At 56.0% G+C, this 24,941-nt stretch carries 21 protein-coding genes; 7 read left to right on the top strand and 14 right to left on the bottom strand.

What is annotated here, in order from left to right:
* Positions 1-223 precede the first annotated feature (223 nt).
* The 4 genes from AC3G2T_RS07605 (at position 224) to AC3G2T_RS07620 (ending at position 6,796) form a co-directional block, all read left to right on the top strand.
* The gene (locus AC3G2T_RS07605; protein WP_488435065.1) at positions 224-1,447 is read left to right on the top strand and encodes a DUF6385 domain-containing protein; all 1,224 of its coding nucleotides are present in this window, start codon (positions 224-226) and stop codon (positions 1,445-1,447) included.
* A gap of 81 nt (positions 1,448-1,528) precedes the next feature.
* Positions 1,529-3,067: a tetratricopeptide repeat protein gene (locus AC3G2T_RS07610; RefSeq protein WP_488435066.1), complete on the top strand. Its 1,539-nt coding sequence runs from the start codon at positions 1,529-1,531 to the stop codon at positions 3,065-3,067.
* The gene (locus tag AC3G2T_RS07615) at positions 3,060-4,928 is read left to right on the top strand and encodes a tetratricopeptide repeat-containing glycosyltransferase family 2 protein (protein ID WP_488435067.1); all 1,869 of its coding nucleotides are present in this window, start codon (positions 3,060-3,062) and stop codon (positions 4,926-4,928) included. The genes AC3G2T_RS07610 and AC3G2T_RS07615 overlap by 8 nt, the downstream gene beginning before the upstream one ends.
* A 2-nt stretch (positions 4,929-4,930) precedes the next feature.
* The gene (locus tag AC3G2T_RS07620; protein WP_488435068.1) at positions 4,931-6,796 is read left to right on the top strand and encodes a tetratricopeptide repeat-containing glycosyltransferase family 2 protein; all 1,866 of its coding nucleotides are present in this window, start codon (positions 4,931-4,933) and stop codon (positions 6,794-6,796) included.
* Positions 6,797-6,842: 46 nt separating this feature from the next.
* Here the strand turns inward: AC3G2T_RS07620 and AC3G2T_RS07625 are convergent, their stop codons facing one another.
* The 10 genes from AC3G2T_RS07625 to AC3G2T_RS07670 all read right to left on the bottom strand — a co-directional run bounded on the left by AC3G2T_RS07625 (position 6,843) and on the right by AC3G2T_RS07670 (position 15,088).
* Positions 6,843-7,172: a DUF6385 domain-containing protein gene (locus AC3G2T_RS07625; protein WP_474682450.1), complete on the bottom strand. Its 330-nt coding sequence runs from the start codon at positions 7,170-7,172 to the stop codon at positions 6,843-6,845.
* Between the two features lie 7 nt (positions 7,173-7,179).
* On the bottom strand, positions 7,180-7,326 hold the full coding sequence (locus AC3G2T_RS07630; protein WP_488435069.1) for a hypothetical protein: 147 nt from the start codon (positions 7,324-7,326) through the stop codon (positions 7,180-7,182).
* A gap of 116 nt (positions 7,327-7,442) precedes the next feature.
* The gene (locus AC3G2T_RS07635; RefSeq protein WP_488435070.1) at positions 7,443-9,209 is read right to left on the bottom strand and encodes a methyl-accepting chemotaxis protein; all 1,767 of its coding nucleotides are present in this window, start codon (positions 9,207-9,209) and stop codon (positions 7,443-7,445) included.
* Between the two features lie 120 nt (positions 9,210-9,329).
* Positions 9,330-9,941: an alpha/beta hydrolase gene (locus AC3G2T_RS07640; protein WP_474682447.1), complete on the bottom strand. Its 612-nt coding sequence runs from the start codon at positions 9,939-9,941 to the stop codon at positions 9,330-9,332.
* Complete coding sequence (locus AC3G2T_RS07645) at positions 9,938-10,894, bottom strand: ring-cleaving dioxygenase (RefSeq protein ID WP_488435071.1); 957 nt, start codon at positions 10,892-10,894, stop codon at positions 9,938-9,940. The genes AC3G2T_RS07640 and AC3G2T_RS07645 overlap by 4 nt, the downstream gene beginning before the upstream one ends.
* A gap of 89 nt (positions 10,895-10,983) precedes the next feature.
* Entirely contained in the window at positions 10,984-11,427 is a 444-nt protein-coding gene (locus tag AC3G2T_RS07650; RefSeq protein WP_474682445.1) for a MarR family winged helix-turn-helix transcriptional regulator, read from the bottom strand.
* A gap of 124 nt (positions 11,428-11,551) precedes the next feature.
* Positions 11,552-12,184, bottom strand: coding sequence for a hypothetical protein (locus tag AC3G2T_RS07655; protein WP_488435072.1), 633 nt, complete (start codon positions 12,182-12,184; stop codon positions 11,552-11,554).
* Between the two features lie 107 nt (positions 12,185-12,291).
* Positions 12,292-12,678: a response regulator gene (locus AC3G2T_RS07660; protein ID WP_488435073.1), complete on the bottom strand. Its 387-nt coding sequence runs from the start codon at positions 12,676-12,678 to the stop codon at positions 12,292-12,294.
* Positions 12,679-12,701: 23 nt separating this feature from the next.
* Complete coding sequence (locus AC3G2T_RS07665; RefSeq protein WP_488435074.1) at positions 12,702-14,027, bottom strand: ATP-binding response regulator; 1,326 nt, start codon at positions 14,025-14,027, stop codon at positions 12,702-12,704.
* Positions 14,028-14,047: 20 nt separating this feature from the next.
* Complete coding sequence (locus tag AC3G2T_RS07670) at positions 14,048-15,088, bottom strand: HD-GYP domain-containing protein (protein WP_488435075.1); 1,041 nt, start codon at positions 15,086-15,088, stop codon at positions 14,048-14,050.
* Between the two features lie 988 nt (positions 15,089-16,076).
* Here AC3G2T_RS07670 and AC3G2T_RS07675 point away from each other — a divergent pair.
* The 3 genes from AC3G2T_RS07675 to AC3G2T_RS07685 all read left to right on the top strand — a co-directional run bounded on the left by AC3G2T_RS07675 (position 16,077) and on the right by AC3G2T_RS07685 (position 17,939).
* Positions 16,077-16,616: an NAD(P)H-dependent oxidoreductase gene (locus AC3G2T_RS07675; RefSeq protein ID WP_474682440.1), complete on the top strand. Its 540-nt coding sequence runs from the start codon at positions 16,077-16,079 to the stop codon at positions 16,614-16,616.
* A gap of 22 nt (positions 16,617-16,638) precedes the next feature.
* Entirely contained in the window at positions 16,639-17,043 is a 405-nt protein-coding gene (locus tag AC3G2T_RS07680) for a hypothetical protein (RefSeq protein ID WP_474682439.1), read from the top strand.
* A 185-nt stretch (positions 17,044-17,228) separates the two neighbouring features.
* The gene (locus tag AC3G2T_RS07685; RefSeq protein WP_488435076.1) at positions 17,229-17,939 is read left to right on the top strand and encodes a gamma-glutamyl-gamma-aminobutyrate hydrolase family protein; all 711 of its coding nucleotides are present in this window, start codon (positions 17,229-17,231) and stop codon (positions 17,937-17,939) included.
* 170 nt (positions 17,940-18,109) lie between these two features.
* On the opposite strand, the gene AC3G2T_RS07690 is transcribed toward AC3G2T_RS07685, so the two are convergent.
* The 4 genes from AC3G2T_RS07690 to AC3G2T_RS07705 form a co-directional block, all read right to left on the bottom strand.
* A complete protein-coding gene (locus AC3G2T_RS07690; protein WP_474682556.1) occupies positions 18,110-18,868 on the bottom strand; it encodes a cyclase family protein in 759 nt (252 codons plus the stop codon).
* A 582-nt stretch (positions 18,869-19,450) separates the two neighbouring features.
* Positions 19,451-20,770 carry a glycoside hydrolase family 125 protein gene (locus AC3G2T_RS07695; RefSeq protein ID WP_474682437.1) on the bottom strand — a complete coding sequence of 440 codons (1,320 nt, stop codon included), beginning with the start codon at positions 20,768-20,770 and terminating at the stop codon, positions 19,451-19,453.
* Positions 20,771-20,795: 25 nt separating this feature from the next.
* Positions 20,796-23,966 (bottom strand): alpha-mannosidase, encoded by a 3,171-nt coding sequence (locus AC3G2T_RS07700; RefSeq protein ID WP_474682436.1) that lies wholly within the window; start codon positions 23,964-23,966, stop codon positions 20,796-20,798.
* Positions 23,967-24,000: 34 nt separating this feature from the next.
* The gene (locus AC3G2T_RS07705) at positions 24,001-24,918 is read right to left on the bottom strand and encodes a carbohydrate ABC transporter permease (protein ID WP_488435077.1); all 918 of its coding nucleotides are present in this window, start codon (positions 24,916-24,918) and stop codon (positions 24,001-24,003) included.
* Positions 24,919-24,941 lie beyond the last annotated feature (23 nt).

A 24,941-nucleotide genomic window follows, 5' to 3' on the forward strand; every position in this document is an offset into this window, starting at 1 on the left:
GCGGAGTAATCCTCATTATATAGAACCGGAACCGGGCTTTCAAATGAAGCCCGTACGTTCAAGATTACTGTTGCTAATGATGAACGTCTATAATCATCAGGGCAGATTATCCCCGCAGAGCGCTTTAAAAAGGGCTGTTTTAAGGCAAGTCTATGATGGTTGCTATCCATATCAAGGATACGAGAGCAAGTATAAAATATATAGAAGAAAGGAGGGAAAATTCATGCCTAACTTTGCAGCATATAATCTGGACCCCAATCAATTGCAAACCTTGATTTTCGGAAGCGACGGGACCAATACCCTTGCAATCAATACGGATAGTACCGGCCGCATTAACATAGGTGCTGTGAATACGGTAACTGCTGTGCTGGGAGCTACTATCACCGGCGGGACCGTTTCGGCTACTATCGTTGGCGGGACGCTTAGCGCTGTTGAAGCTGTTACCGTCGTTGGCGGTACGCTTAGCGCGGTTGAAGCCGTTACTATCGTTGGCGGTACGCTTAGCGCAGTCGAAGCCGTTACTATCGTCGGTGGGACTGTTTCCGCTACGATCCTTGGCGGCACTGTCTCGGCTACAATCCTTGGCGGCACGCTCAGTGCGGTCGAAGCTGTTACTATCGTTGGCGGCACGCTGAGTGCGGTCGAAGCTGTTACTATCGTCGGCGGGACTGTTTCCGCTACGATTCTTGGCGGCACTGTCTCGGCCACAGTCCTTGGCGGCACGCTTGACGCTATATCGGCTGCTACCATTGTCGGCGGCACGCTCAACGCTGTGCAAGCTGCTACCATCGTCGGCGGCACGCTTAGCGCGGTCGAAGCCGTTACTATCGTTGGCGGGACGCTCAGCGCGGTCGAAGCTGTTACCATCGTCGGCGGCACGCTTAGCGCGGTCGAAGCTGTTACTATCGTTGGCGGTACGCTCAGCGCGGTCGAAGCCGTTACCATCGTTGGCGGTACGCTCAGCGCGGTCGAAGCCGTTACTATCGTCGGCGGTACGCTCAGCGCGGTCGAAGCCGTTACCATCGTTGGCGGAACGCTCAGCGCAGTCGAAGCCGTTACTATCGTCGGCGGTACGATTTCCGCTACTCTCTTGGGCGGAACCATCACAACCATATCTCAAAACAACTTCAACCAATTCAACGCACTGGGCTTTACGGTCAGCTCAACTTCCTACACGCCAGTTCCCGCAGCCTCGCTTATGCAAAACACGTACCCATACAAAGTCTACTCTTACTTGGTTTATAACAATGCAGGCGCCGTTACCGTCGATGCCCGTGTTGAAATCAGTTCTGACGGATCGCGTTGGCTTGTCGACTCAACTATTACCGGCTTGTTGACAGGAGGCATTCTGACGCCAATTCGATTTGCTAAATATACCCGGATATCTCTGGCAACAGAGGCAGTCGGTTCCGCTACTGTAGACGTTTATCTCGATGCACAAGTATAAATCGAATTCATAAAATGGAGGATGACGACTGTTATCCTCTTCTTTTTTTGTACGCGAAAAAGTTGAAAATGGAGTTGTTGCATGGTGACCGAACTTGCCATTGTGCTGCTGCACGTTGACAGCGAAAAGCCGGCTGCTACCCCGGACCCGGACGGGCGGCCGCCGGTAATTGCTTTTGATCCGGATCATGGCCATACATGGCAAAAGGTAAAAGAGCAAATCGCCCGATCGGGCGCGGCAAAAATTTTCGTCCAATTTTCCAATGAAACCATTGCCATTCCGCAGCACGGCTGGACATATATCGAATGGCCCTCCCGCCAATACCGCCGGTTATACGACGCCGGTGATCTTATCGCATCGGCCTCCCCGCTGGCCTGCATCCCGCTTTCCCCGCTCCTTGCCCTGCCCGATCTTCATATCGAGACACGGGAAATCCGCGACGGCGAGCATGGATGGGCGGATGCCCGGCTGCTCTATTATTTTGATACCGATAATTGGATCAAACTGGAAAATAAACTAGAAAAAGACGACGAAGACGCAGGCCGTCTGTTTGCCCTCTCCTGCTTGTACGACAAAACAAACCGCATCGAAGAAGCCTATGCGACTAGCCGGAAGGCTTTGTCCCTGAATGCCGCAGGCCCCGCCCCGGCGGAACAGGGCTACGATACCGCAAGGCTGTGGCTGGCGCACGGCCTGCATACAGCGCAATGCGGCCTCCACGAAGAAGCTGCCGCCGCCTTCCGCATGTCCGATGCCGAACGGCGCAGCATGGAGCCGCTGTATGGCTGGGCCGATGAGCGCATGCGGCAAGGTTGGACCGGCGATGAAGCGACCGCCCCCATCGAACAGTGGCTGGAGCATGATCCGGATAAAAAGGAGCGGCTCATTTTTCTTTTGCATAAGATCGGCAGGTATGAAAAAGCTTTGAAAATGCTCGAATCCGCGGAAAACACGGCCCCTCCGCTTATCCATATCCGCTTTGCGTGCTTGATCCGGGCCGGGCGATTGTCCGAAGCCGTCCTGCTAATCCGCGGCATGGATGACGGCTACCGCAAGGCGTTCCCGCAGGACGACCTGATGTGCAAGCTGCTGCTCGCCGATGACAAAGCCGCCATGACCATGCTCGCCGATGCCCACGCGCCACATGAGCTCCAAACGCTGCTGGAGCGCACGGTCGAGCTGCGCCTGTTCGAGCGCGCCGAGCAGCTGCGGCCCTTTCTCGCGAACCCGCTATCGCTCGCCTTCGCCCTGTTCGACTACGGCTACGTCATGCGGGCCGCCGCTTATTTTCTGCAAGCTTTGAAAGACAATGCCCTTGACCCGACGGGATACCGTTGTTTGGCGGAAATTTTGTATTACCGGGGGGCCTATGAGCAGGCGTCGGGGATGTTCGAGTATTTGCTCGCCCAAAAGCCCGATGACGCATCGCTGCGAACGGCTTTGGCTCTGGCCTGCTTGCGGCAAAGCGAGGCGCTGCTGAGCGAATCGATGTCGATTTTTCCGTCTTCCGTCTTTTTGCGGGAGGAAGCGGATAAAGTTGCGGCAGGCATACGAAAAATGGAGCAAAGCGCAGCCATCACCCGTTGGAGATGGGCGGAAAGGGCGAATTTCCATGAATAAGCCGCTGATTTCCCTCTGCATGATCGTCAAAAACGAGGAGGATGTCATCGCCCGCTGCCTGGAGAGCGCCCGGGATGCGGCGGACGAAATGATCGTCATCGATACCGGGTCAACGGACCGTACGGTGGAAATTGCACGAAACAGCGGGGCTGCCGTCCATATTCGCGAGTGGCGGCGGGATTTTGCCTATGCCCGCAACGAATCGATCGAACTTGCCGCCGGGGAATGGATTTTGATGCTTGACGCCGATGAAGTGCTGGAAGAGCAGCACGGGAAGCTGCTGCGCCACATGGTCGCGAATTCGCCTCATGCGGACGGATTTTTTGTGCGGATCGTCAATTTTATCGGTACGGAGGCCAAACACGCGGGATCTTCAGTATCCGCTTCGCTCCGTTTGTTTCGCAATAAGCCCGGCTACCGTTACGAGGGGCGCATACACGAGCAGATCGTGCAGCCGATTCTGAACGCGAATCCGGCGGCACAGCTCATCTACTCCGATATTCAGGTGAATCACGGCGGCTACCTGCCCGAGGTGGTGCAAAAGAAAAACAAAGTTCAACGCAATATGGATCTGCTGCTGCAGGAATTGGAGGGCACCGACAACGAAAGCTTTCACCGCTACAATCTCGGTGTGGAGTACATGCGGGCAGGCGACTATGCGCGGGCTTTGGAGCAATTCATCTTGTCCCGAACGGTCGTGGACTGGCGCATCTCCAGCTTCGGGCATGTCGTCGTGCTTCGCGAGGCGAACTGTCTGCAAGCTCTAGGCCGCTGGGAAGAGGCGGTTGCATTGCTGAGCAAAGCGGGGGACGTTTTGCGCGATTTTCCCGATTTGTTCCTGACGCTCGGCAGAATTCACTATCAGCAGCGCCAGTGGGAATCTGCGGCGGAAACTTTCCGTAAAGCGATCGACATCGGCGAGGCTCCGCCGAACTATACGTCCGCCAACGGCGCAGGAACGTACAATGCCAGTTTCCATCTGGGCAAAACTTTGGAACAGTTGGAAGACTACGACGGCGCCATAGAGTGGTACGCGAATGCGTTAAGGCTGAACTCCGGCCTGATTTCGCCATTTTTGCGGCTGATCAGCCTGCTGGCCCGACTGCACGATGCGGACGGCCTCACGGACAAAATGGATCGGCTGTTTCGAATGGCCACGCCGAAAACATGGTGGAGCATCGCGCTGGCCTATTACCAGCTTGGCTTGTACGCGCAGGCGGCGCGCATTTTGAAGGGCAAGACGCTGCCTCTGGACAAAAAGGAGGAGCGCCAACTGCTGCTGCTGCGCTGCCAGCTGCTCGTCGCCGACCGCAATCGCGGGCAAAAAGAAGCCGAAGCGGCCGTCCACCGCAAGCTTGCGGCCCGAAAATCATTCTATACGGCGCTTGCCCGCAACGACGACCAATCCGCCGCGAATTGGCTGGATCGTATGAAGGCGGGGCCGGAGCGAAGTTCGGCCCAGACGGACTCCTCGCCCAATCAGACGCGAGAGCTTATGCTGAACCTCCACGCCTATCTGCTGCACGAGCAGGGGCAGACCGACATTCCGCTGCATTTGGAAGCGGCCGCATACAGTGTTTTATGGAGCGAGTTGTATTTTCTGTATATGCTGGCGGCCAAAGAGCATCTATTTGCCCTGCAGCAGCGCGTTCAGGCCTACTGGCGGCGGCTGCTGGCCGTTCTGCCGGACCCTGTCCAGCGTTTAAAAGGCCGTTACGAGCTGGTCAAAACGGTGCATGTAAGAATTTACCATATTATTCAAAATGACAACGCCGGCCATCCCTATGCCGCCCTTTGGAACGATGTCAGGCCCCGGCTGCTGACGCTGATTGACGATTTGCTCATGGAGGAGGTGAATTGACGATGCCAACCGTGTCATTGTGCATGATTGTCCGCAACGAAGAGGAGCACATCGGAGCGTGTCTGGCTGCGGCCCAACCGTATGCCGACGAAATGATCGTCGTCGATACCGGGTCGCAGGACCGGACCGCTGCCATCGCGGAGCAGCACGGCGCCAAGCTGTACCGGATGAAGTGGAACGACCACTTCGCCGAAGCGCGCAACTATGCGATGAAGCGGGCATCCGGCAGCTGGATTCTGGTGCTCGATGCCGATGAGCGCCTGCATCCCGCCGATCCCGAACTGTTCAGGCGCTGCATCGCCGATGAAGCCGTCGGCGGCTATCTGGTGACGATACGGCATCACCGTTCCGACCTCCCTGACGATTACGAGACGGACTCCGTATGCCGGCTGTTCCGCAACCTTCCCGGCCTCGCCTACAGGGGCCGCGTGCATGAGGATATCGGCATGGCGCTGTCCTCCCGCTATCCGGAGCTGGCCATCGTCCGCTCGGAGCTGGTCGTCTCGCACTACGGCTACTTGCGCCGGGTAGCGCAAGCCAAAGACAAAGCCGCCCGCAACCGCAAGCTGCTGGAGCGGGCCGTTCGCGAAGAGAGCGATCCTTATTACTACCGGTATGCGACCGGTGTGGAATCGTTCTTGCAAGAGCAGTACCCCGAAGCGGCCAGCGAGCTGGCCCCGCTTCTGCCGCTCGTTCCCCCGTCCGCCGGATACGCCGCGGACCTTGCATATAAGCTGGCCTACGCGTATTGGCGGTCGGGCCAGACTGAAGCGGCGCTCCGGGCAGCGGAGATGGGAATCGTCCGCGATCCGCTGCAGGCGGATCTGCAGGAGCTGCACGGCGTCCTGCTGCTGGAAAGCGGACGCCCCGAAGAGGCCCGCCACCGCTTGGCCCGTTTCGCCGCAGCGGCTTCCTTTTCCGATGACCGGCAGCGCGGCCGGCTGCATTACTGGCAGGGGCTCGTTCACGCCCAACTGGGCAATTGGCGGGAAGCGGCAGCCTGCTTGGAGCGCTGCCTGCACAGCGGCTTGTACCGGGAGCAGGCGCTGCCCCGGTGGCTGGATCTTGCCCTGCTCGTCCACCCGATCGCGGAGGTGTTGTCCAAACTTGAAGCGGCGCTGCACGGCGTCAAGACTGCCGACGTCCTTGCCGCTCTGGGGCGCTATGCGGTGAAGTGGGGGCTTGGGGGCGATCTGCTGCCCTTGCTTGAATCGGCGGAGCGGGCGGAGGAAGCCGCCGGCTCCAGGGAGCTCTCGTTTCTTCGTGCCGTCATGATGGCACAGACGGGCGAGACGGAGGCCGCGGACGGCATCCTCCAGCAGCTTATCCGCGACAAGCCGGAAAGGCATGTCATTCTCTATTTATGGGCGCTGCACAATATCGGAGCGGAATCGCAGGTTCAGCTGAACCTGCTGTACGGCTTCCCCGACACCGAGCCCGGGCTTGCCGCGTTCGCCGATCTGCTGCTTCGCGGGGAGCCTGTGCCGGAGGCCCTCGAACCGCTGGCGGAGCAGGCCGCCTATGCGATGCTGACGATGGGGGCCTGGTCCGGCTTTCTGCTCGTCTGGCAGCATGCCCGGGCCGACGACGTTCCACGGGCCTGGCGTCCGGCCGTGTACCGCTCCCCGGCGCCGGTGCGCGCCGCCGTCTGGCACAAATGGGCCTCCCGCATCGGCGAAGACCGGCACGGCCAGCGCTTGTTTGCCGCTCAGTTGGCCTATTCGCTCGGCAACAAGGAAGCATGCAAACGTCTCTTCGAACAGTTGAAGCGGGACCTGCCGCAGCGCCTCGAACCCCGCATCGGCTTATACGGCTTGTACGCCGGCTCGGACGAATGGGCACCATTCCTTTTTGGGGCCGACCTGTGATTCCAGCATCTGCGGCAGGACAGCCCGGCGCCAGAGGACCGGTTAACTAACCGGCCGTCTGCGCCTGAAAATATATATCCAGCGTCGTCGGCTGGTCCGGTTCCTTCGATTTGACGCTGAAGCGCGTATATTTCAGATACCGGATCGGCACGACGGCCAGCGTGGAGCCGGGCGCAACGGTCATCTGCGAATCCAGCATAAAGTCCGATCCGTTCGGACTGATCTCGACCTTTACTTCGCTCGGATGATGCCCGCGGTTCACAACCGCGTACGAATAAATGCCCAGCAGGGAAGAATTGACCGATAGCGAGGGCTTCCACTCATTCCCCGTCTTGACATGAAGACGTTTCTGATCGATAAACTTCTTCGACTGCACTTGAATCTTAACGTTCCGGGTACAGCATCGTTTGCGCCCGGACAGCTTCAGTTTGCCGCATTTGGAACAGCAAGGAATCCGTTTCTTGCAGCAGTGACGGCGTTTTGCCGTTTTTATTTTGCATCGGCAGCAGCAGGGTGGCTTTTTGCAGCAAGCGGACTTGTTTGGCACAGACATCCCGGGCCCTCCGTTCTTACCGGATAATTCCCAACATATTCGGGGCGGGCATATGCCGCAACGGCTTTTAACCGGGGCGGGCCAAAGAATAGGCTACACTTTGATTTGCCGAATCGACTCCCGCATTTCGCGCGTCAACCCGCTTAGCTCGGCGGCAAAATCGGCAATGTCCCGCGCCGTCTTCAACTGCTCGTTCGCAAATTCGCTGATTTGCTCCGAACGGTCCGAGGAAGACCTTGCAATATCCGCGATGCCTGTCATGCCGGCCGTCACTTCCTCGCCTCCTGCCGATATTTGCTCTGTCGATGCCGAGATATCGTAGATTTGCCCGGCGATATGGCGGAATCCTTCCAGAATGCCGGCAAAAAAAGCATCGGCTTCGCCGGACTGTGCCGTCCCTGACTGGATTTCTTTCATCCCCTGATCCATCGATATCCCAATCCGCTGCGATTCCAGATATATGTTTTGCAGCAAGCTGCCGATTGCTTGAGCCGATCCGGCGGCGTTATCCGCCAGCTTGCGCACTTCGCCGGCGACGACCGCGAACCCGGCCCCGTGCTCTCCCGCTCTGGCCGCTTCAATCGAGGCGTTCAGCGCCAGCAGCTTAGTCTGCTCCGCGATGTCCGCGATGGACGAAAGTGCGATGCCGATTTCCTGGGAATGCCCTTTCAATACGGACACACGGTCGATCGCTTCTTCCGTTGCGGAAGCGATGGTTCGCATTTGCCGATGGATGCCTTGAACGATCGACTTGCCGGCTTCCGCGTCCTGCAAAGCCTGTGCCGAAGCATCGGATGCCGTGAGCGACGCCTCCGATATTCGCTGAATAGCGGCCGTCATTTCTTCCATGGATCGCGCTTGTTCATCCGTGCTTGCTTGCTGCGCGCCGGCGCCTTCCGCAACGGCCTGCACCAGCTCATTGACATGGGTGTTCAAATCAAGCATATGGCGGGCTTCCCGGGCAAACCGCTCGGTCGACTCCGCGAACCGGTCAGAGGTATGCGCAACTTTGGCAACAATACCGCCCAGTATTTCATTCATATTGTTCGACATTTTGAAAACAGCCTGATACACGGCTCCAATCTCATCGACAGACCGGACGGAATGCTCCGACAGCAACCTGTTTGCTTCGGCCAGCTCACCTACGGCCATGCGCTCCGCCCCCGCAACGATTTGGCGCAAGGGGCGCAATGCGCGCGATACGAAAAAAACGATCCAGCCAAGTCCAAGCAGAGTCAACATTAGCATAAGCGCATAGAGAAACAGATTGCTTTTGATAACGCTGCCGGCGATGCTTTCCGTGACTTTCGCATCCGTATCGATGCCCAGCACCGCAATGACAGTTCCGTCGGCGCGTTTGACCGGCGCATAGGTCGAAATGTATTTGCCGTATTTCGGGTTATCGATCAGCGGCGAGCTGGCGGTTGCCCCTTGCTGCAGCGCTTTCACCGCATTCTCCGGTATATCCGTCACCTCATTGATCGGTGAAGCGCTGTCGGAATCCTTCGGTTGGCCGTCGATCAGGATCAGCGGCTGACCCTTTTCGTCGATACGCGCCAAATATACATACAACGCTCCGATTTGCGTGCGGTACCGGTCTAATTCCTGACGGATCGACCAATACAGCTCGTTTTCCTGCGGGTTCTTCAAAAATTGTCCAAGCCTGTCCGTATCGATCTGCCGGGCGTAGCTGTCCGACATCCGTATCCCGTAGCTGGAGATAGCTTCCGTCGCGGCTTTTTCCGCATTGCTTACCTCCATAATCATGTAACCGGCCGAAACTGCACAGATGACGGTTATCACCGCCAAAACAATGCGCCAAATCAATCGTTCCCGAATCCATCTCACAGAGCGAAACATAACCCGACCTCATCCTTTTTTAATTTTCGATGTATTTCGACATTTCACCGCGCTTTCCCTGCGTTATTCAAGCCAAAAAAACCGGACGGGCTCCAGGCCCATCCGGTCTTGCAATACTATTCATCCGGCGAAATGAAGCCGGTACCAGGCTGCCGCCGCTTCGACCTCGGCATGTGTCAGCCGGTGCCCCTGCTGCTCCCACTTCACGTCTACGGCTGCTCCGGCTTTCTCCAATATGTTTTTCAGCTCCTCGGTTTCCTGAGGGGAGCAGATCGGGTCGTTCAGCCCCGCTCCGATGAAGCAGGGGATTCCCGTCAAATCCGGCAGCCGGACGCCGCGCCGCGGCACCATCGGATGATGCAATATCGCGCCCCTGAACGAACGCTCGCAGTGGAACAAAAGGCTCCCGGCAATATTCGCGCCGTTGGAATAACCGACCGCTACGAGGTTGTCGCGGGAAAACCCGTACTCCTCGGCAGCCTGGTCGAGAAAATCGTGCAGTTCCTTCGTCCGGAGCAGCAGATCCTCCTCGTCAAAAACCCCCTCGGCAAGCCGCTTAAAGAAACGCGGCATGCCATTTTCCAGAACATTGCCCCGAACACTCAGCACCGGAGAAGCCGGCGCAATCTGTGCGGCAAGCGGCAGCAAATCGCGCTCCGTGCCCCCGGTTCCATGCAGCAGCACTAGCACCGGGGCGGCCGGATCCGCCCCTTTTTGAAAAATATGCCTCATGATTGGTCCTCCTTCAGCACCCGCACCTGAATGGGCGGCAAGTTTTTCTCGATTTGAGCGCGGTTCGCTTCGAACCATTCGGGCAGCATCAGCTTTTCGCCCAGCGCCTCAGGCTGCTCGTCGCGCGCGAATCCCGGCGGGTCAGTGGCGATTTCGAAAAGCACCCCGCCTTCCTCGCGGAAATAGATCGCGTTGAAATACTGCCGGTCGATGACCGGTGTCGGATGAAATCCGCTTTGTTCCACATGGCTTCTCCACAGCAGTTGATCCGCATCGTCTTTCGCCCGCCATGCGATGTGATGGACCGTGCCGGACCCGCCCGCGCCAAGCGCCATTGCGGTGACGTTCACGTCGATGACGTTGCCCAAATCCCCGGCGGCTTTAAAACGGGCGTAGGCGCCTTCTTGCCCCACTTTTACAAGACCCATAACATGGACGAGCAGATTCGCCGTTTTTTCCGGTTCCGTACTGTAAAGGACTGCTCCTCCGAAACCTTTGATCGCTTTGTCCACGGGGATGCCTCCGAACGCCCACCCACTCTGCGGCCCTTCCTCGCGCTCAACAATTTCAAGCTGCAAGCCCTCGCTGTCGCTGAACTGCAGGGAAGTCTCGCCGAATCTCACCGTTTTGTCAACGCTGATGTTGAATTTCGCCAGGCGCTCCTCCCAAAAAGCGAGCGAACCTGCCGGCACCGCGTACGAGGTGATCCCGACCTGGCCGGCTCCGATGCGCCCCTTGCGGGACGTCGCCCACGGGAAAAACGTAATCGCCGTGCCCGGACTGCCGGACTCGTTGCCGAAATACAGATGATAAACTTCCGGCGCATCGAAGTTGATCGTTTTTTTGACCAGCCGGAGTCCCAACACCCCGGAATAAAAATCGACGGTTCCCTGCGCGTCTTTGACAAAAGCGGTAATGTGATGGATACCTGTAGTTTGCTGAATTGAGTTCATTTGAAATATCCTCCTAAATGTTTAAGAATCTTAATATTAAGATATGGGGGTGAAAAAGGAAGCAGCCGCATTCAAAAGATGAAAACCAGCTACTTATACGTTGTCTCCGCGTACTTCCCCAGCTTCTTGAGCAGTTGTCCGGCGACCTTCTTCTCTTCCTGAGTAAGTCCGTCAACAGCCTTGTCAATGACATCGGCATGCTTCGGAAATACTTCTTCGATAAAAGCGCAGCCTTCATCGGTAATTTCGGCATAAATCAGCCGCCGGTCATCGGTCGAAGCCTTGCGTTTCACGAACTGCTTCTTCTCGAGCTTATCGACGACATAAGTAATGTTGCCGCTGCTCATGAGCACTTTGCTCCCGATTTGCTGCAGAGGCTGCGCCCCCTTGTGGTACAGCATCTCAAGCACCCCGAATTCGGTGCGGGTGAGGCCGTTCTTCCGAATATCCCGGTCCGCGTGCGCGTTGACCCATTGGCTCGCTCTGGCGAGCGCAATATAGAGATTTAGCGAATCCTCTTTCGCATTCAGCATTCGGATCGTCACTTCCTTGCCATTCATTTATCTTCATATAAAATATCTTAAATTTAAGATACTTTATTTTCAGCTAATTGTCAACACCCAAAAAGCTGCTTTTGCAAGCAGCCGGGGTTTTCGCTTATATTCCCTTCGGATTTGCCGCTCCGGCTCGGGTAAACCTCTCCAGCAGCCAGACCAAAATCCACGCGGCGATCGTGACAGCAACCGTCGTTATCATCGTGCCTCCTGCATGCAGGAGCAGTGCCGGAATCCAGACGATGCTCAGGAGCAAATGCACCTTGCGCATCAGCGGGTTGCGGGCTTTTTTGATCATCCATCCGTACCCTGCCAGCGCCAGAAGTATGAGGAACGAAGCCAGGCCGGTATAAATTTTGTCATCCTGCAGCTTGGTAATTAAATAATAGACACCATGCACGACGACAAGCACCAGGGCGGTCCATCCCACAAACTTATGTACGTTGTACAGAAGTTTCCCCAGCTTTTTGACAGGAATAGAGGAAGAAGTCAGCTTCTTTTTAAAACGCAGCCACGAAAAACTGACAGCCCCGCAAATAACCGCGATAGTACCCATCAGTTTAAAAGGTTCCAGCTCTTCTTTCCGTCCGCCTCTCGGTGGCATTCCTCCTCCTCCTCCGTCAGGCGGGGCCGGGTGAGAACTGTGGGACATGGCGTAAAACGAATAGGCGATCAAAATCAAGCTTGCAATGATCACAATAACAGCCGGAATAGCTGCAGTTTTGCTGCGTGTCATTTGGGTTCCCTCTCTCTTCAATTTGCTTTTTTCCTATACTATCATCGCTGCCTGAGTATTTTATGAGTGCAAACTGAAAGTTCACTGAGAGAACCCGGACAACCCGCCTACTGACCCCCACCCTGGCCATCGTTCTTTAAAAACACCTGCATTTTCTCCAGCAACCGGCTCCATTCCACGGGCTTCGTATCGAAGTCGTCGCAGCCCGCCTCGAAAGCCCGTTCCCGATCGCTGGCCATCGCATGAGCGGTTAGCGCAATGATCGGGATGCCTTTCGTTTCCGGGGACTCCTTCAACAGCCGGATCGCATTCCAGCCGTCCACTACGGGCAGGCTCAAATCCATAAGAATAAGATCCGGAGACTCCGTCCTCGCCGCGTCAATGCCCTGCTGCCCGTCCACCGCTATAACAACGTCATAGCCTTTGCGCGATAACCGGCGGGATAGCATATCCCGGTTCAACTCATTATCTTCGACTAACAAAATTTTATGCATCGTCCGCTTCCTTTTCGCTTGGTTTAGCCGCTTGCCGCCCGGCGCTCCGGGATATGCTTGTCCAGTACGGAAATGAACTTGTCCCTATTGACCGGCTTAATCAAAAATTCCGATGCGCCTAGCGCGTAGCCGAGATTCTTGTCATCGGTCATGGACATCACGATGACAGGGATGCCGGACAATTCGGGATCGTTTTTGAGCATGGTCAATACGGACCAGCCATCCATTCCCGGCATCACCACATCCAGAGAGATGAGCGCAGGACGCAGCTCCTTGGCCAGGCGCAATCCTTCCCGCCCGTTATGGGCGAGCGCCGCCCTGTAGCCCTCTTTGCCGAGCACGCGCCCCATCAGTTGGAGCATAGCCGGGTCGTCATCAATGACCAATACGGTTTTGCCGCCTTCCCGCGGCTGAGGGCTCAAGTCGGACAACGGCTCGCCCATGCCGTCCTCTTGCCTCTCCAATGCGGGCAGCCAGGCGGTGAAGGCGGTGCCTTGGCCGAACTCGCTTTCGACGGCAATGCGGCCGCCCATCATTTGGCTCAGCTTCTGGCTGATCGCCAGCCCCAGCCCGGTGCCTCCGTATTTCCGGGTCGTCGACGAATCGGCCTGCTTAAAGGCTTGGAACAAGCCTTTCATCTGTTCCGGAGTCATGCCGATCCCCGTATCCTCGATGCTGAACGCATATCCCGGACGGCCGTTCCCGATTTCATGGCGGACAGCCAGCCGGATTGTGCCATTTTTCGTGAATTTGGCGGCGTTGCTCAGCAGATTAAACAAAATCTGCCTCAGTTTCGTAACGTCAGTCCTCATCTCTCCCTGGGGAAAATCGACTTCCAGCCGGTTGCCCCTAGCCTCCACCAGTGGATTGATCGTAGTCACCACTTCGCGGATCAGCGTCGGAATGTCGCATACCTCCACATAGAGATCCGTTTTGCCCGCTTCAATCTTGGAAAGATCCAAAATATCGTTAATAAGCGCCAACAGATGCTTGCCGGATTGATGGATTTTGTTCAAATCATCCGCGAAAGCCTGCTCGCCCAAATCTTCGGCGTCTTCTTTCAGCATTTCGCTGTACCCGATGATGGCATTGAGCGGTGTGCGCAGCTCGTGGCTCATATTGGCCAGAAACTGGCTTTTGATCAAGTTCGCCTCAATCGCTTCATCGCGGGCTTTGGACAGTTCCGCCGTCCGCTCTTTGACCAATTCCTCCAACTGGTCGTTCAATGACCGCAGTTCCTGGTTCACTTTGTAGATTTCGCGCGTTTTTTGCTCGGCAATCCGTTCCGCTTCTTGGCGCGCCGTCTTTTCCCGCTCCAACTGCCTGCGAAGAACTTCAATTTCCTCCATCTATTTCACTTCCGCTTTCGTCAAGATAAACCGGATCTACTGATAACGCTCAAAAATGCGTCCACGACTTGCGGGTCAAAATGAAACCCCCGCTGTTTCCGAATCTCCGCCAAAGCTTCCTCCTCCGTCCAGGCCCGCTTATAAGGGCGTTCATGGGTGAGCGCATCGTAAAAATCGGCAATCGCCACAATGCGTCCGGCCAGCGGAATATCTTCTCCGCTCAGCCCGTACGGATACCCTGTGCCGTCCCACTTTTCATGATGCGACAAGGCGATCGTCCGGGCCAGCTGCAGGACGGGAAATTGGCTTCCTTCGAGAATGCTCGCTCCGATCGTCGTATGGGTTTTCATCTGTTCGAACTCTTCGGGAGTGAATTTGCCCGGCTTCAACAATACTTCATCGGGAATCCCGATTTTCCCCAAATCGTGCAGAGGAGTAGCCCGCTCAATGAGCCAGACCTCGTATTCGGGCAAACCGAGAACCGCGGCAATGTCCTTGGCCATTTTGCCGACTCGCTGCGTGTGCTGTCCGGTCTGATCGTCGCGAAACTCGGAAGTTCGTCCCAGAAGTTGGAGGATTTCCACCTTTGCTTGGTCCAGCTCCAGGGTCCGCTCCTGAACCCGCTGCTCGAGCAGTTGGTTCTGGGCATGCATTTGCAAGTGGTAGTACCGCGTTTTCAGCAAATTGTTAATGCGTAGAACGACTTCCGCCTTGTCGAGCGGCTTCGTAAGAAAATCGTTCGCACCCAGATGCAGCGCTTCCTGCCGGGCCTCCTGGGTCACATCGGCGGTAAGCACCACTTTGGGCAAATAGTTGACCTCATGGGTGATTTCCTTTAGACGCCTGAGCACCTCGAACCCGTCCATTTCCGGCATATGCAAATCCAATAAAATAATATCCGGTTTGATATTGTTATATAAAATCTCCATTTGCTTGGGATCTGTCGTACAGTGCAAATTGGTGAAGCCTGCACGGCCCAGTATCCGCTCCAAGAGACTGATATTAAACTCCTGATCGTCGATAATCAGAAAATTGGCGCTTTTCATCCATATTTCGTCCATATATGTACTCCGTCCCCATTCGTGCGCAGTTGACTGATAATTGGAATTCATACTCTCACACACTGATTATAGGTGATAAGTAGGGTTTTTAACATACGTATATGACAAAGAAACTATGAAAAAATCGAATCGTGGCGAATCCTGTTAAAAACCGGCGAACGCTTGCCGCCAAAGCCGGCGGTGCCGTTTGTTACTGCGGCTTGGCAGCTCGCAAAACCTGCGAAAACCCCCATGACGCCGCGGACGTCACCCCATAGAATGACTGCGTCTATTTTCGTATAAAGTGAGCGAAAATGCAGCTCTTTGCTCGTTGGTACGCCGACGGCGAAATATTCCTGCCAATGTCAAATCGTACGAGAAAGTCGCGACACTTTTGTTAGAGATAGGGGGACCAGTAGGGCCGAGAATTGGGACACTCTCCCGGTGTCGGTCGTGGAACCCCGTGCAATTGGGCAGAAGGCAGCTTGGCTGGGAGAAAACCTGCGAAAGTGCAGGTTTTTCCTATGGAATAGGCTTGTTTTTGCGAAAAACCTGCAAAAGTGCAGGAATTTTTGCTGAAAGTGACTCTGAGCCCATGTGTTCGGTGAAAAGCCTGCACTTTTGCAGGAATTGTTCGCGGCCAGCGATTACGGGCGCAAATTCATGTATTTTTGCAGGTTTTTTTCGTGCAGCCGGGCGGCGATTGCGGTTGTTATCGCCTCGCGACGCGGGGGTTTTTCCGCTCACATTCGCGCTTCGGCCCGTTTATGCACAGTCGCAGGCTTTTCGCCAAACGAGCCATTTTCACGGAAAAACCCTGCACTTTCGGGCACTTCCAAGCACTTTCGGGAACTTTCGCAGGTTTCTGCGCGCTGCCACTAATGCCCGGCTCCGTCGGACGCGGGCGGGTTTTCCGACAGGTTCAGCCGAAGCTCGGTTGGCCCGAAGCGTGTTATTTCTCCTCCATTTGGGAACAAATAAAACAAAGAACTTTAAAGGAGATCCGCGGATGAAAATATATATTGTCTACGACAGCGAAAACGGCCATACCGAAGCTTTGGCCCGCTCCATTTCCGAAGGAGCCCGCCAGGTGGAAGCTGCCGAAGTGTTCATCTATCATGTGAATGACGCGAACGTTGAGGATTTGGAGCATATGGATGCCATTATTTGGGGATGCCCGGGCCATTTCGGAACGATCAGCGCAGGATTGAAAACGTGGATCGACAAGCTGGGTTATTTGTGGGCGCAGGGCAAATTAATCGGCAAAATCGGAGCGGTCTTCTGCACTACAGCCACCGTGCACGGGGGGATCGAATCTACGATGATTAATTTGATTACGACCATGCTGCATCAAGGAATGATCATCGTGGGCTTGCCTGGAAATATAAAAGAAAACGCGCTGTACGGCTCTTATTATGGCGTGGGAGTCACATGCCCGGTGGAAACGTCCCTTGCAGACCCGCCCAATTTGCCTTCTGACAATGATTTGGCCCTGGGAAGAGCGCTCGGCAACCGCGTAGCGACGATCGCCCGAAAATTCACACAATGATCGAACGACAGGGGGGACAGCGATGTACATTGTTTTTTTCATCCTCATGATCGCCGCCTTGATTGTGTTGATCATCTTAAATATGAATGCAACGAAAAGCGCGAAAAACAAGCCTGACGTTCAACCTGACGTTCCAAAAGCCCGGGAAACCGCTGAAAAGTATATCCCGGCTGAAAAACAGGAACGGATAGAGCCGCCGCATGAAAAAATCCCCCCTGCGAAGCCGCTAGCCGCATCCGCAGGCGAGCACTCGGACAGCGATTACCGGCAAGCCTTGCTCAAGCTATCCGGGCACGCGCCGCCTGACGATACACCCGGCGAACTTGCCGATCAAGCGGCCGCGGCAGAATCCGCGGCGCCAAATACCGACGAAGCCTACCGCGAAGGCTTGCGCTCTTTTTCGCAGCGACAAGAAGAGAAGGACTAGCGGCCTTGACCGCAAGCACAGCCCGTTATAAAGGCACTATAGCCCAAATACCCTCTGCCCGGTCAGAGGTTATTTGTCGTTCCATCCCGCCGCCGGCGATTGAATTTCCATCCGCGGATGTTTTAATATTAGAAATAACTATGTTGCGTTGGCGACAGTTCATATTGAGGATTGAGGTGGCGAGAATGAGCAAGCCTTTCATTGCAGTGACCCCGTTGTTCGATAACCAAAAGGACAGCCTCTGGATGCTTCCTGGGTATTTGGATGGCATCGTGCGCGCCGGCGGCATTCCGGTCATGCTGCCTTTACATATTCAGCAGGATGAAATCGTCTCCCTGGCTGCGAAATTCGACGGCTTTCTTTTCACCGGCGGACAGGACGTTCACCCCAGCCTTTATGGCGAAGAAGTCCAAACGTACTGCGGAGAAACGCAGGCAGCAAGGGATGCGCTCGAAACCGCCTTGTTTCATGAAGTGTTGAAGCTGGATAAACCGGTTCTCGGAATTTGCAGAGGCTTGCAGTTCATGAACGTATCGCTGGGAGGGACGCTGTATCAGGACATTCAAACGCAGCATCCGTCATCGAAGCAAACAACACATAAGCAAGGGCACCCCTATAATGAGCCCTGTCATTCGGTCGAAATCATCGAGGACACGCCATTGTTTACCATTGTGAAGAGAAAATCGCAGGAAGTGAACAGCCTGCACCATCAGGCTATCAAAGACGTATCCCCCCAATTAAGAACGTGCACGGTATCCGAGGATGGCCTTGTGGAATCGGTCGTTATGCCCGGCAAAAAGTTTGTGTTTGGCGTACAATGGCACCCGGAATTTCTTTATGAGCGGGATGCCGCTTCATTGAGTATTTTTCAGGAGTTCGTAAAACACTGCCAGTGAGATAACCAGTGAGCCTAAAGCAGGGCTGACATCCAGGGTTTTCGTCCAAAAAGGACGGAGCGGCCTTGGATGTCAGCCCTAAAATCAAATGGACGAAAAAAGCCAGTTTTCCCCTTAATGGGAAATACTAGCTTTTGATTTCCAAAATGTGTCTTAGCGTATATTTTGTCTTATTCCTCTACGATTGCCACGGGACGAACCCAGCCGGCGCTCGCTTTTTCTACTTTGACCGGAAAGCAGCAGACCTTGAAGCCGAACGGCTTCGGAATGAGCTCCAAATTGGCCAACTTCTCAATTTGGCAATACTCCCTATCCTTGCCGATATAGTGCGCTGCCCAAAGAACGCCGTCCCTCGGCTTCTGTTTATATGATTCCGCCTGAAGGTTGAGCGGGATATCCCAGCCCCAGCCGTCGGTGCCGACTACCTTGATGCCTTGGTCCAGCAGCCATAACGTGGCTTCGGCCGATACGCCGGCGTGAAGAAACGCATAATGTTCGTGATACAGCCGCTTATCCGCATCGCTTCGGATGAGCACGATATCAAACGGCTTCAGTTTGTAGCCGATGCGGTTCAACTCCGCGGCGAGATCGTCCGACGTTATCTCATAGCCGGGCGGCTTTGAGCTGAAATCGAGCAGCACGCCGTCGGAATAAAACCACTCTAGCGGCAGCTCGTCAATCGTTTTGGCCGGTTTGCCTTCCGAAGTCGGCCAGTAGTGCCAAGGTGCGTCGATATGCGTGCCGGAATGCGTGTTTAGCGTCACAGTTTCCGTCGCCCAAGCCTTGCTTTCCGGAAAATCGTCCGGCCTTAGGCCGAGCACCGCTGCCGCTTGCAGCGCGCCGTCACTATGGCTCGAATACTCGATCTTCGCCGCTATCGGCTCGCGGATGCGGGGACTTATCGGCACGCTCAAATCGATGAACTTCATCACGTTAACCCTCGTTTCTTGTTTAAAGTGTTGCGATTCATGCCCATTATACCATGTTGTACCAGTGGTATTTGTTATGGGTTTCGTCATGCTTAACCCAATGTTTCAGGAGTTACAATCGCTCGATTCCGCAACCCGCATTCACTTCCATTCCCATTGTCATCGTCCGGTGAATAGGCGCCCGCTTGCACGACCGGAGGGAACCACGGAATCGGGCATGCGGCTCATGGAAAATCGATCGTCATGCACCAGCATAAAGGATCGCTTCCCCCACAATGAGGGCAACAACCTCCCGTATATGTAATTCTAGCTGTATCTGAATGAAGCACACCATAGTCAGTAACCGGTTCGACGCCCGGGATCGGTTCGCCGTCCGGGATCTCCCGCACTTTCATGTCCGACCACTTTCCGCTCCAGGAACAGATACTGCATTTTAGAATCTCTTCCGAAGGGTTCAGCGCATTCCGGATGACGAGTATACATTCTCTACTGTAGGTATTACAAGAAGGACAATTGTGTTTTTTCATGATTGATCACCTCTCACACACTTAAATTAGCATGATTCGGTAATACCATCAATACTCACAGGATGCCCTCTTGCAGCGAGCGGCAGATCAGTTGGGCGAACAAGCTGTTGGACCAGGCGAACCAGCTGCGGGTGAACACGTTCGGATCATCGGCATGGAAACCTTCGTGCATGAATCCGGTTCCTCCGTCGGTAGCTTCCAGCATGGCGATCGCTTCCAGCTTTTCTTCCTTCGTCTCGGCCGTTATGCCCTGCATGGACAACGCCATATGCCAAATGTAGTTTTGCGGCGTGTGCGGACTGCCGATGCCCTTTGCCGCCTTGCCTTCGAAGTAATACGGATTTTCCTTGCTCAGCGCGAACCTCCTTGTATTCCGGTACACGGGGTCATCCGCGGAGACATAGCCCAGATACGGGATGGAGAGCAGCCCCGGTGTGCCCGCATCGTCCATCAGGCAGTAATTGCCGAAACCGTCCGTCTCATAGGCGTAGATTGGACCGAATGCGGGATGGCGGTAAATGCCGTACAACTTGATGCCGCGGTCGACAACGCGCTCAAGCTCCCGCAGTTCGGCCAGAAAATCCGCATCGCGGAATATCCATTCGGCAAACTCCTGCATGTGGCGCAAGGCTACGACAGCAAACATGTTCCCCGGAATGTTGTAGTGGAAATCGCAGGCGTCGTCGCTGGGACGGAAGCCGGACCAGATCATGCCGGTGTAGTTGACCGGCATGCCGAGGCCGCCATTTTGAAGCGAAGACTCCAAAATGCCGTCGCCCCGCGTGAAGCGGTACGGAGACAACTCGGCGTGCCGCTGTTCCCGCTTGAACAGATCGACGATCGTTCGCAGCGCGGTTTTGAAACCGGCGTCGAAAATATCGGTCAAGCCCGTCTCCTTCCAGTAAGCGTACGCCAGACGGACGACGAAGCACAATGAATCGATCTCAAACTTCCGCTCCCACACCCAGGGCGACATTTCGGGACGATCGCTCGCATCCCAGTGCCAGTCGTTAGCTGACTCATTAAAAGCGTTGGCATACGGATCGATCCCGATGTACTTGACGTGGCGCTTGATCAACCCGCCGATAATACGCTGGAGATCGGGGTCCTCCTTCGCGTAGGGAACATAGTGAATGACCTGCTCGACGGAATCGCGCAGCCAGCAGGCCGGAATGTCGCCGGTAATGACGAAGGTCGTGCCGTCATCCATCAGTTTCGTTGCCGTTTCCAGCGTATTTGGAAAACAATTTCTGAACAGCTCCGCCAGCTTCGGCCGGTGGGCCAGCTTTTCCTCCACCTCGGCCATTGCCTCCACAATGGACTGCGGCAGCGGCAGCTTCGGCAGCAGGATGCGGGGAAGTCTGAAACGCTCCAATTCAATCACGCCTTTCTTGTTTTTGTTATTTGAATTTGACGGTTTTGATCTCAAAAGGGGCAAAAGAAAGCTTTACCCGTCCACCCGCGCCGGACAGCGGCTGCAGCGGCTCCAAATCTTCCTCCAGCGCATTCGACAAATACGCTTCGGACCAGCCGGGCTTCCATCCCAGCTCCACCGTCTCCCGGCCCCCTGAAGATTCGTACAGACGAAGAACCGTCCCTTGTCCGTCTTCCGCCGGTTTCACCGTATCCAGCACGACATGAGTGCCGTTAAACGAGATGAGCGACCCTGCCGAAGGCAGGCTTCCCGCCTTCGGCAGGAGGCACGGTATGGCGGCAGGCGCGTGGTTCAATTCCGCCGCCTTGCGCAGCGTCAGCGCTTCGCGCCAGTCGCCCTGGTGCGGATAGAGTGAATAGGTGAAGCGGTGCTCTCCGAGATCGGCCGTCATATCCGGCCATTTCGGCGCGCGCAGCAGCGACAGGCGGATGACGCCGTCCCGAATGTCATAGCCGTATTTGCTGTCATTCAGCAGGCTGACGCCATACCCCCGCTCCGATACGTCCGCGAAGCGGTGGCCGCACACCTCATACTGCGCCCGATCCCAGCTCGTATTGCGATGGGTCGTCCTCTCCAGCGCGCCGAACGGGATTTCGTAGGTCGCCTTCTCCGCAACGACGTCGACCGGAAAGCCGACCTTCAGCAGCTTATGGGCCTCGTTCCAAACGACGTGCGTCTGAAAATCGATCCGCCGGTCGTGGCGGTACAGCCTCAGCTCCTGCGTAATTTCCGATTGTCCGATTCGCCAGCGAAAGCGCAGCACATCCATGACAGAGCCTGCAACAAGCAATTCTTTTCCAAGCAGCTCCGCCTCCCCGGCAGGCTGTTCTTCATACCGGCTGTCGATGTCCCAGGCATCCCACAAGGTCGGACGGTCGTGGTAAAAATAAAACCGGTTGGCGCTGTGGCCGGGCTTGACGATTTCGCGTCCCGCCTCCTTGTCATACAGGCTGACGATTTCGCCCCGCGCATTAAAGCGGATTCGATAGTACTCCGTCTCCCAGCCTTCATCCGCCGTTCCGCCCTTGCGGCACGGGCTGTTCGCCGCCGCCGGAGCGGGGTCCTTGCCGCCGAGCCAAAAGGTTTTGTAACCGAAGGCCGGCACCTGCGGCACCATCACCCGGACTGTGCAGCCCTGCCCGTGCTCCGCCGGTACGATGTCCGCGTCAAGCGGGCGCCCCCGCTCGTCGAACGCCCCCGGCCCCGGAGCCGGAGCCGCGTCGGCCCCGGTTCCTCGCCGGGGCCAGTGCTCTTCCGCGACTTCGACAATGGCATCCCGGGCCCAGCCCAAGCTGTTGAAGACGATGACAGCCTCAGCGCCCCCGCCCTCCGCTTCCGCCGCCGCCTCGACGGCCAGTGCTTGCAGGCTCTGGTCCAAAACCTCCGTTCCAAGCCGGAATATTTCGTCGTATTCCTTCTGCGACGTCGCATAAGCCTCCGTAATCGCCGAGCCGGGAATAATATCGTGGAACTGGTTCAGCAAAATCAGCTTCCAGCCTTCCCTCAGCTTGCGCCGGCTGTCCTGCAGCTGTTCCGGGCTTACCAGCAGCGCTGAAAGCGCCTGCCACAGCTCGGCTTCGCGGTACAGGATTTCAGCTTTGCGGTTGTTCAGCTTGTTGCGCCCATGCGTCGTGTAAGTTCCGCGGTGAAGCTCCAGATAAAGATCTCCCCGCCACTGCGGAAGCTGCGGCCGCGAATGCTCAATCCCGGCGAAGAAAGCTGCCGCGGTGCTGTAAGCCGCAGACGGCTGTCCCACCATCAGATGGGACCGGTCGATATACTCCAGCATCTCGCGGGTGACCCCGCCGCCGCCATCACCGTGGCCGTACAGCAGCATCTGCTCATTATGGCTCGCTTTCTGACGGTACGACCGCCAATGGTCGTCCACATCTTTGGGCAGCGTATTTTCGTTGACGCCATGATTTAAATAGGACAAGATCGGGGTTCCGTCGATGCCTACCCAGTGGAACAGGTCGTAAGGGAACGCATTCGTGTCATTCCAGCCCAGCTTGGTCGTCATGAAATAGCGAATGCCGCCGTGCTTCAAAATTTGCGGCAGGGAAGCGCAATAGCCGAAAGTATCCGGCAGCCATTCAATCCGGGAGACGGTGCCGAACTCCTCCCGGTAAAAGCTTTGGCCGTACAGCATTTGCCGCATCAGCGACTCCCCGCTCGGGATGTTCAAGTCCGGCTCGACCCACATGCCGCCGACCAGCTCCCAGCGCCCCTCCCTGATCCGCTCCTTCACTTTCCCGTAGAGAGCCGGATCGTTTTCCTTCAAATAGGCAAACAGCTGCGGCTGGCTTTGCGCGTAGCGGTACTGCGGATATTCGTGCATCAGAGCGTTTACTGTGGCGAATGTCCGGCTTGTTTTGCGGACTGTCTCCCGCGCGGGCCACAACCAGGCGATGTCGATGTGGGATTGGCCGATCATATGGATAAATCCTTCGGTATTGCCGCCGACGGACGCCGCGCTTTCTCTCAGACGGTCTTCAAGCCGGGACACCGCGTCCCCTTGTCTGATCTCTTCCGCTGCAAGCCCGACGAACCCGTCCATCGCGCGATACAGCGCTTCAATCAGCCAAACGCGCCGTAAATCCTGCGCCGGCAGCAGAGCGGCGGAATCGCGAATGACCGTCGCCGTGTACATCAGGCTTTGCACCGGCCGATTCGCGAGCACAAGCCGGCTGACGATCGACCGGATCGGCGGTTGGATAACCGCCTGCCGATTCAAAGGATCAACCGGCTCCGGAATCGGATCGTACAGCTCGATTTCGAGCTCGGGATTGCGCCCGGTACGCTCCGGATCAAGCGCTGCGAACGTGTGGTTGCGGTCCAGTCCCTGCCACGATTCCCCGCCTACGCGCAGCAGCCCCTCCCCGCCAGACTCGAAAATGAGCCCGATTCCGCCGTTCGGCCATTCGGCCGGAATCGCCGCCACGGCGCGAAAAAAATACGTTGTACCCTGTACGCTCGGGAACGATCCGAACTTTTCGCTCCCCGCGAATTCCCGCATGCCGCTGTATTGTCCCGGCAATTGGTATTCCGCAGCCGTAACTTTCCATTCGTTCAGCTCGCGGCTGTCTTTCCATTGACACTCGGACAGCTCGCGTATAAACCGGTTCATTCGTTCCATGCTCTTCCCCCCGTACCCATCGGTGAATAAAATCTTATTCTTTAACGGCGCCTACCGTCAGACCCTGAATAAAATAGCGCTGGAAGAACGGATAGGCAAAAATGATCGGTCCGGTCGCCAGAACGACCATCGCCATCCGCGAAGTGTCCTGCGGCATGGACCGCAGCGCCTCCAGGCTGAGCGAGCTGTTCTGCGAATTTTGCAAAATGAACTGCATGCTCGTCTCGATCCGCATCAGCATCGATTGCAGCGGCACCAGGTTCGGGTTATCGATATAAAGCAGCGCATTGAACCAATCGTTCCAATAACCGAGCGTGCTGAACAAAGCGATTGTCGCCAAACCCGGAACGGACAGCGGCAGCACCAGCCCGAGAAAAATGCGGAACTCCCCCGCCCCGTCGATTTTGCCGGATTCGATAATGGCGTCTGGAACGCTGGTCATATAAAAAGTCCGCAAAATCATAATGTAAAAAGCGTTCACGGCCAGCGGCAGGATCAGGGACCACACGTTGTCCTTGAGTCCAAGAAACTGCGTGACCACAATATACGTCGGGACAAGCCCCCCGTTAAAAAGCATCGTAAAAAAAGCGAAAAACGAAAAGAACCGGCGGTATCTGAAACTTTTGCGCGAAATCGCGTAAGCGTATAGCGAAATCAGCAGCAGGCTGACGACGGTGCCCACAATCGTGATGAAAATGGTGACTCCGTACGACCGCAGCAGCATGTCGCCCGATTGGAACACATATTTGTACGCCGCGAGACTCCACTTGGCCGGAAACGGCTTGTAACCGTCGCGTGCCAGCGCGCCTTCGTCCGTAAATGAAAGCAGCACGACAAACACAAACGGAAACACGCAAAGAACTGCGAACAAGACAGCAATCAGGTTAAAGACGAAATTCCAGGGCGCAGACAACTGGTGAAAATTGCGCTTTTTGAGCATAGCAGGGGTCATCCCGTTCACTCCCTTCGGTTGCG

The sequence above is a fragment of the Paenibacillus sp. sgz302191 genome, assembly GCF_057749925.1.

Bases quoted from the DNA above. Each gene is read 5' to 3' on its own strand.
- AC3G2T_RS07605 (WP_488435065.1), top strand. From the start codon at position 224: ATGCCTAACTTTGCAGCATATAATCTGGACCCCAATCAATTGCAAACC.
- AC3G2T_RS07610 (WP_488435066.1), top strand. From the start codon at position 1,529: ATGGTGACCGAACTTGCCATTGTGCTGCTGCACGTTGACAGCGAAAAG.
- AC3G2T_RS07615 (WP_488435067.1), top strand. From the start codon at position 3,060: ATGAATAAGCCGCTGATTTCCCTCTGCATGATCGTCAAAAACGAGGAG.
- AC3G2T_RS07620 (WP_488435068.1), top strand. From the start codon at position 4,931: ATGCCAACCGTGTCATTGTGCATGATTGTCCGCAACGAAGAGGAGCAC.
- AC3G2T_RS07635 (WP_488435070.1), bottom strand. From the start codon at position 9,209: ATGTTTCGCTCTGTGAGATGGATTCGGGAACGATTGATTTGGCGCATT.
- AC3G2T_RS07640 (WP_474682447.1), bottom strand. From the start codon at position 9,941: ATGAGGCATATTTTTCAAAAAGGGGCGGATCCGGCCGCCCCGGTGCTA.
- AC3G2T_RS07645 (WP_488435071.1), bottom strand. From the start codon at position 10,894: ATGAACTCAATTCAGCAAACTACAGGTATCCATCACATTACCGCTTTT.
- AC3G2T_RS07650 (WP_474682445.1), bottom strand. From the start codon at position 11,427: ATGCTGAATGCGAAAGAGGATTCGCTAAATCTCTATATTGCGCTCGCC.
- AC3G2T_RS07655 (WP_488435072.1), bottom strand. From the start codon at position 12,184: ATGACACGCAGCAAAACTGCAGCTATTCCGGCTGTTATTGTGATCATT.
- AC3G2T_RS07660 (WP_488435073.1), bottom strand. From the start codon at position 12,678: ATGCATAAAATTTTGTTAGTCGAAGATAATGAGTTGAACCGGGATATG.
- AC3G2T_RS07665 (WP_488435074.1), bottom strand. From the start codon at position 14,027: ATGGAGGAAATTGAAGTTCTTCGCAGGCAGTTGGAGCGGGAAAAGACG.
- AC3G2T_RS07670 (WP_488435075.1), bottom strand. From the start codon at position 15,088: ATGGACGAAATATGGATGAAAAGCGCCAATTTTCTGATTATCGACGAT.
- AC3G2T_RS07675 (WP_474682440.1), top strand. From the start codon at position 16,077: ATGAAAATATATATTGTCTACGACAGCGAAAACGGCCATACCGAAGCT.
- AC3G2T_RS07680 (WP_474682439.1), top strand. From the start codon at position 16,639: ATGTACATTGTTTTTTTCATCCTCATGATCGCCGCCTTGATTGTGTTG.
- AC3G2T_RS07685 (WP_488435076.1), top strand. From the start codon at position 17,229: ATGAGCAAGCCTTTCATTGCAGTGACCCCGTTGTTCGATAACCAAAAG.
- AC3G2T_RS07690 (WP_474682556.1), bottom strand. From the start codon at position 18,868: ATGAAGTTCATCGATTTGAGCGTGCCGATAAGTCCCCGCATCCGCGAG.
- AC3G2T_RS07700 (WP_474682436.1), bottom strand. From the start codon at position 23,966: ATGGAACGAATGAACCGGTTTATACGCGAGCTGTCCGAGTGTCAATGG.
- AC3G2T_RS07705 (WP_488435077.1), bottom strand. From the start codon at position 24,918: ATGACCCCTGCTATGCTCAAAAAGCGCAATTTTCACCAGTTGTCTGCG.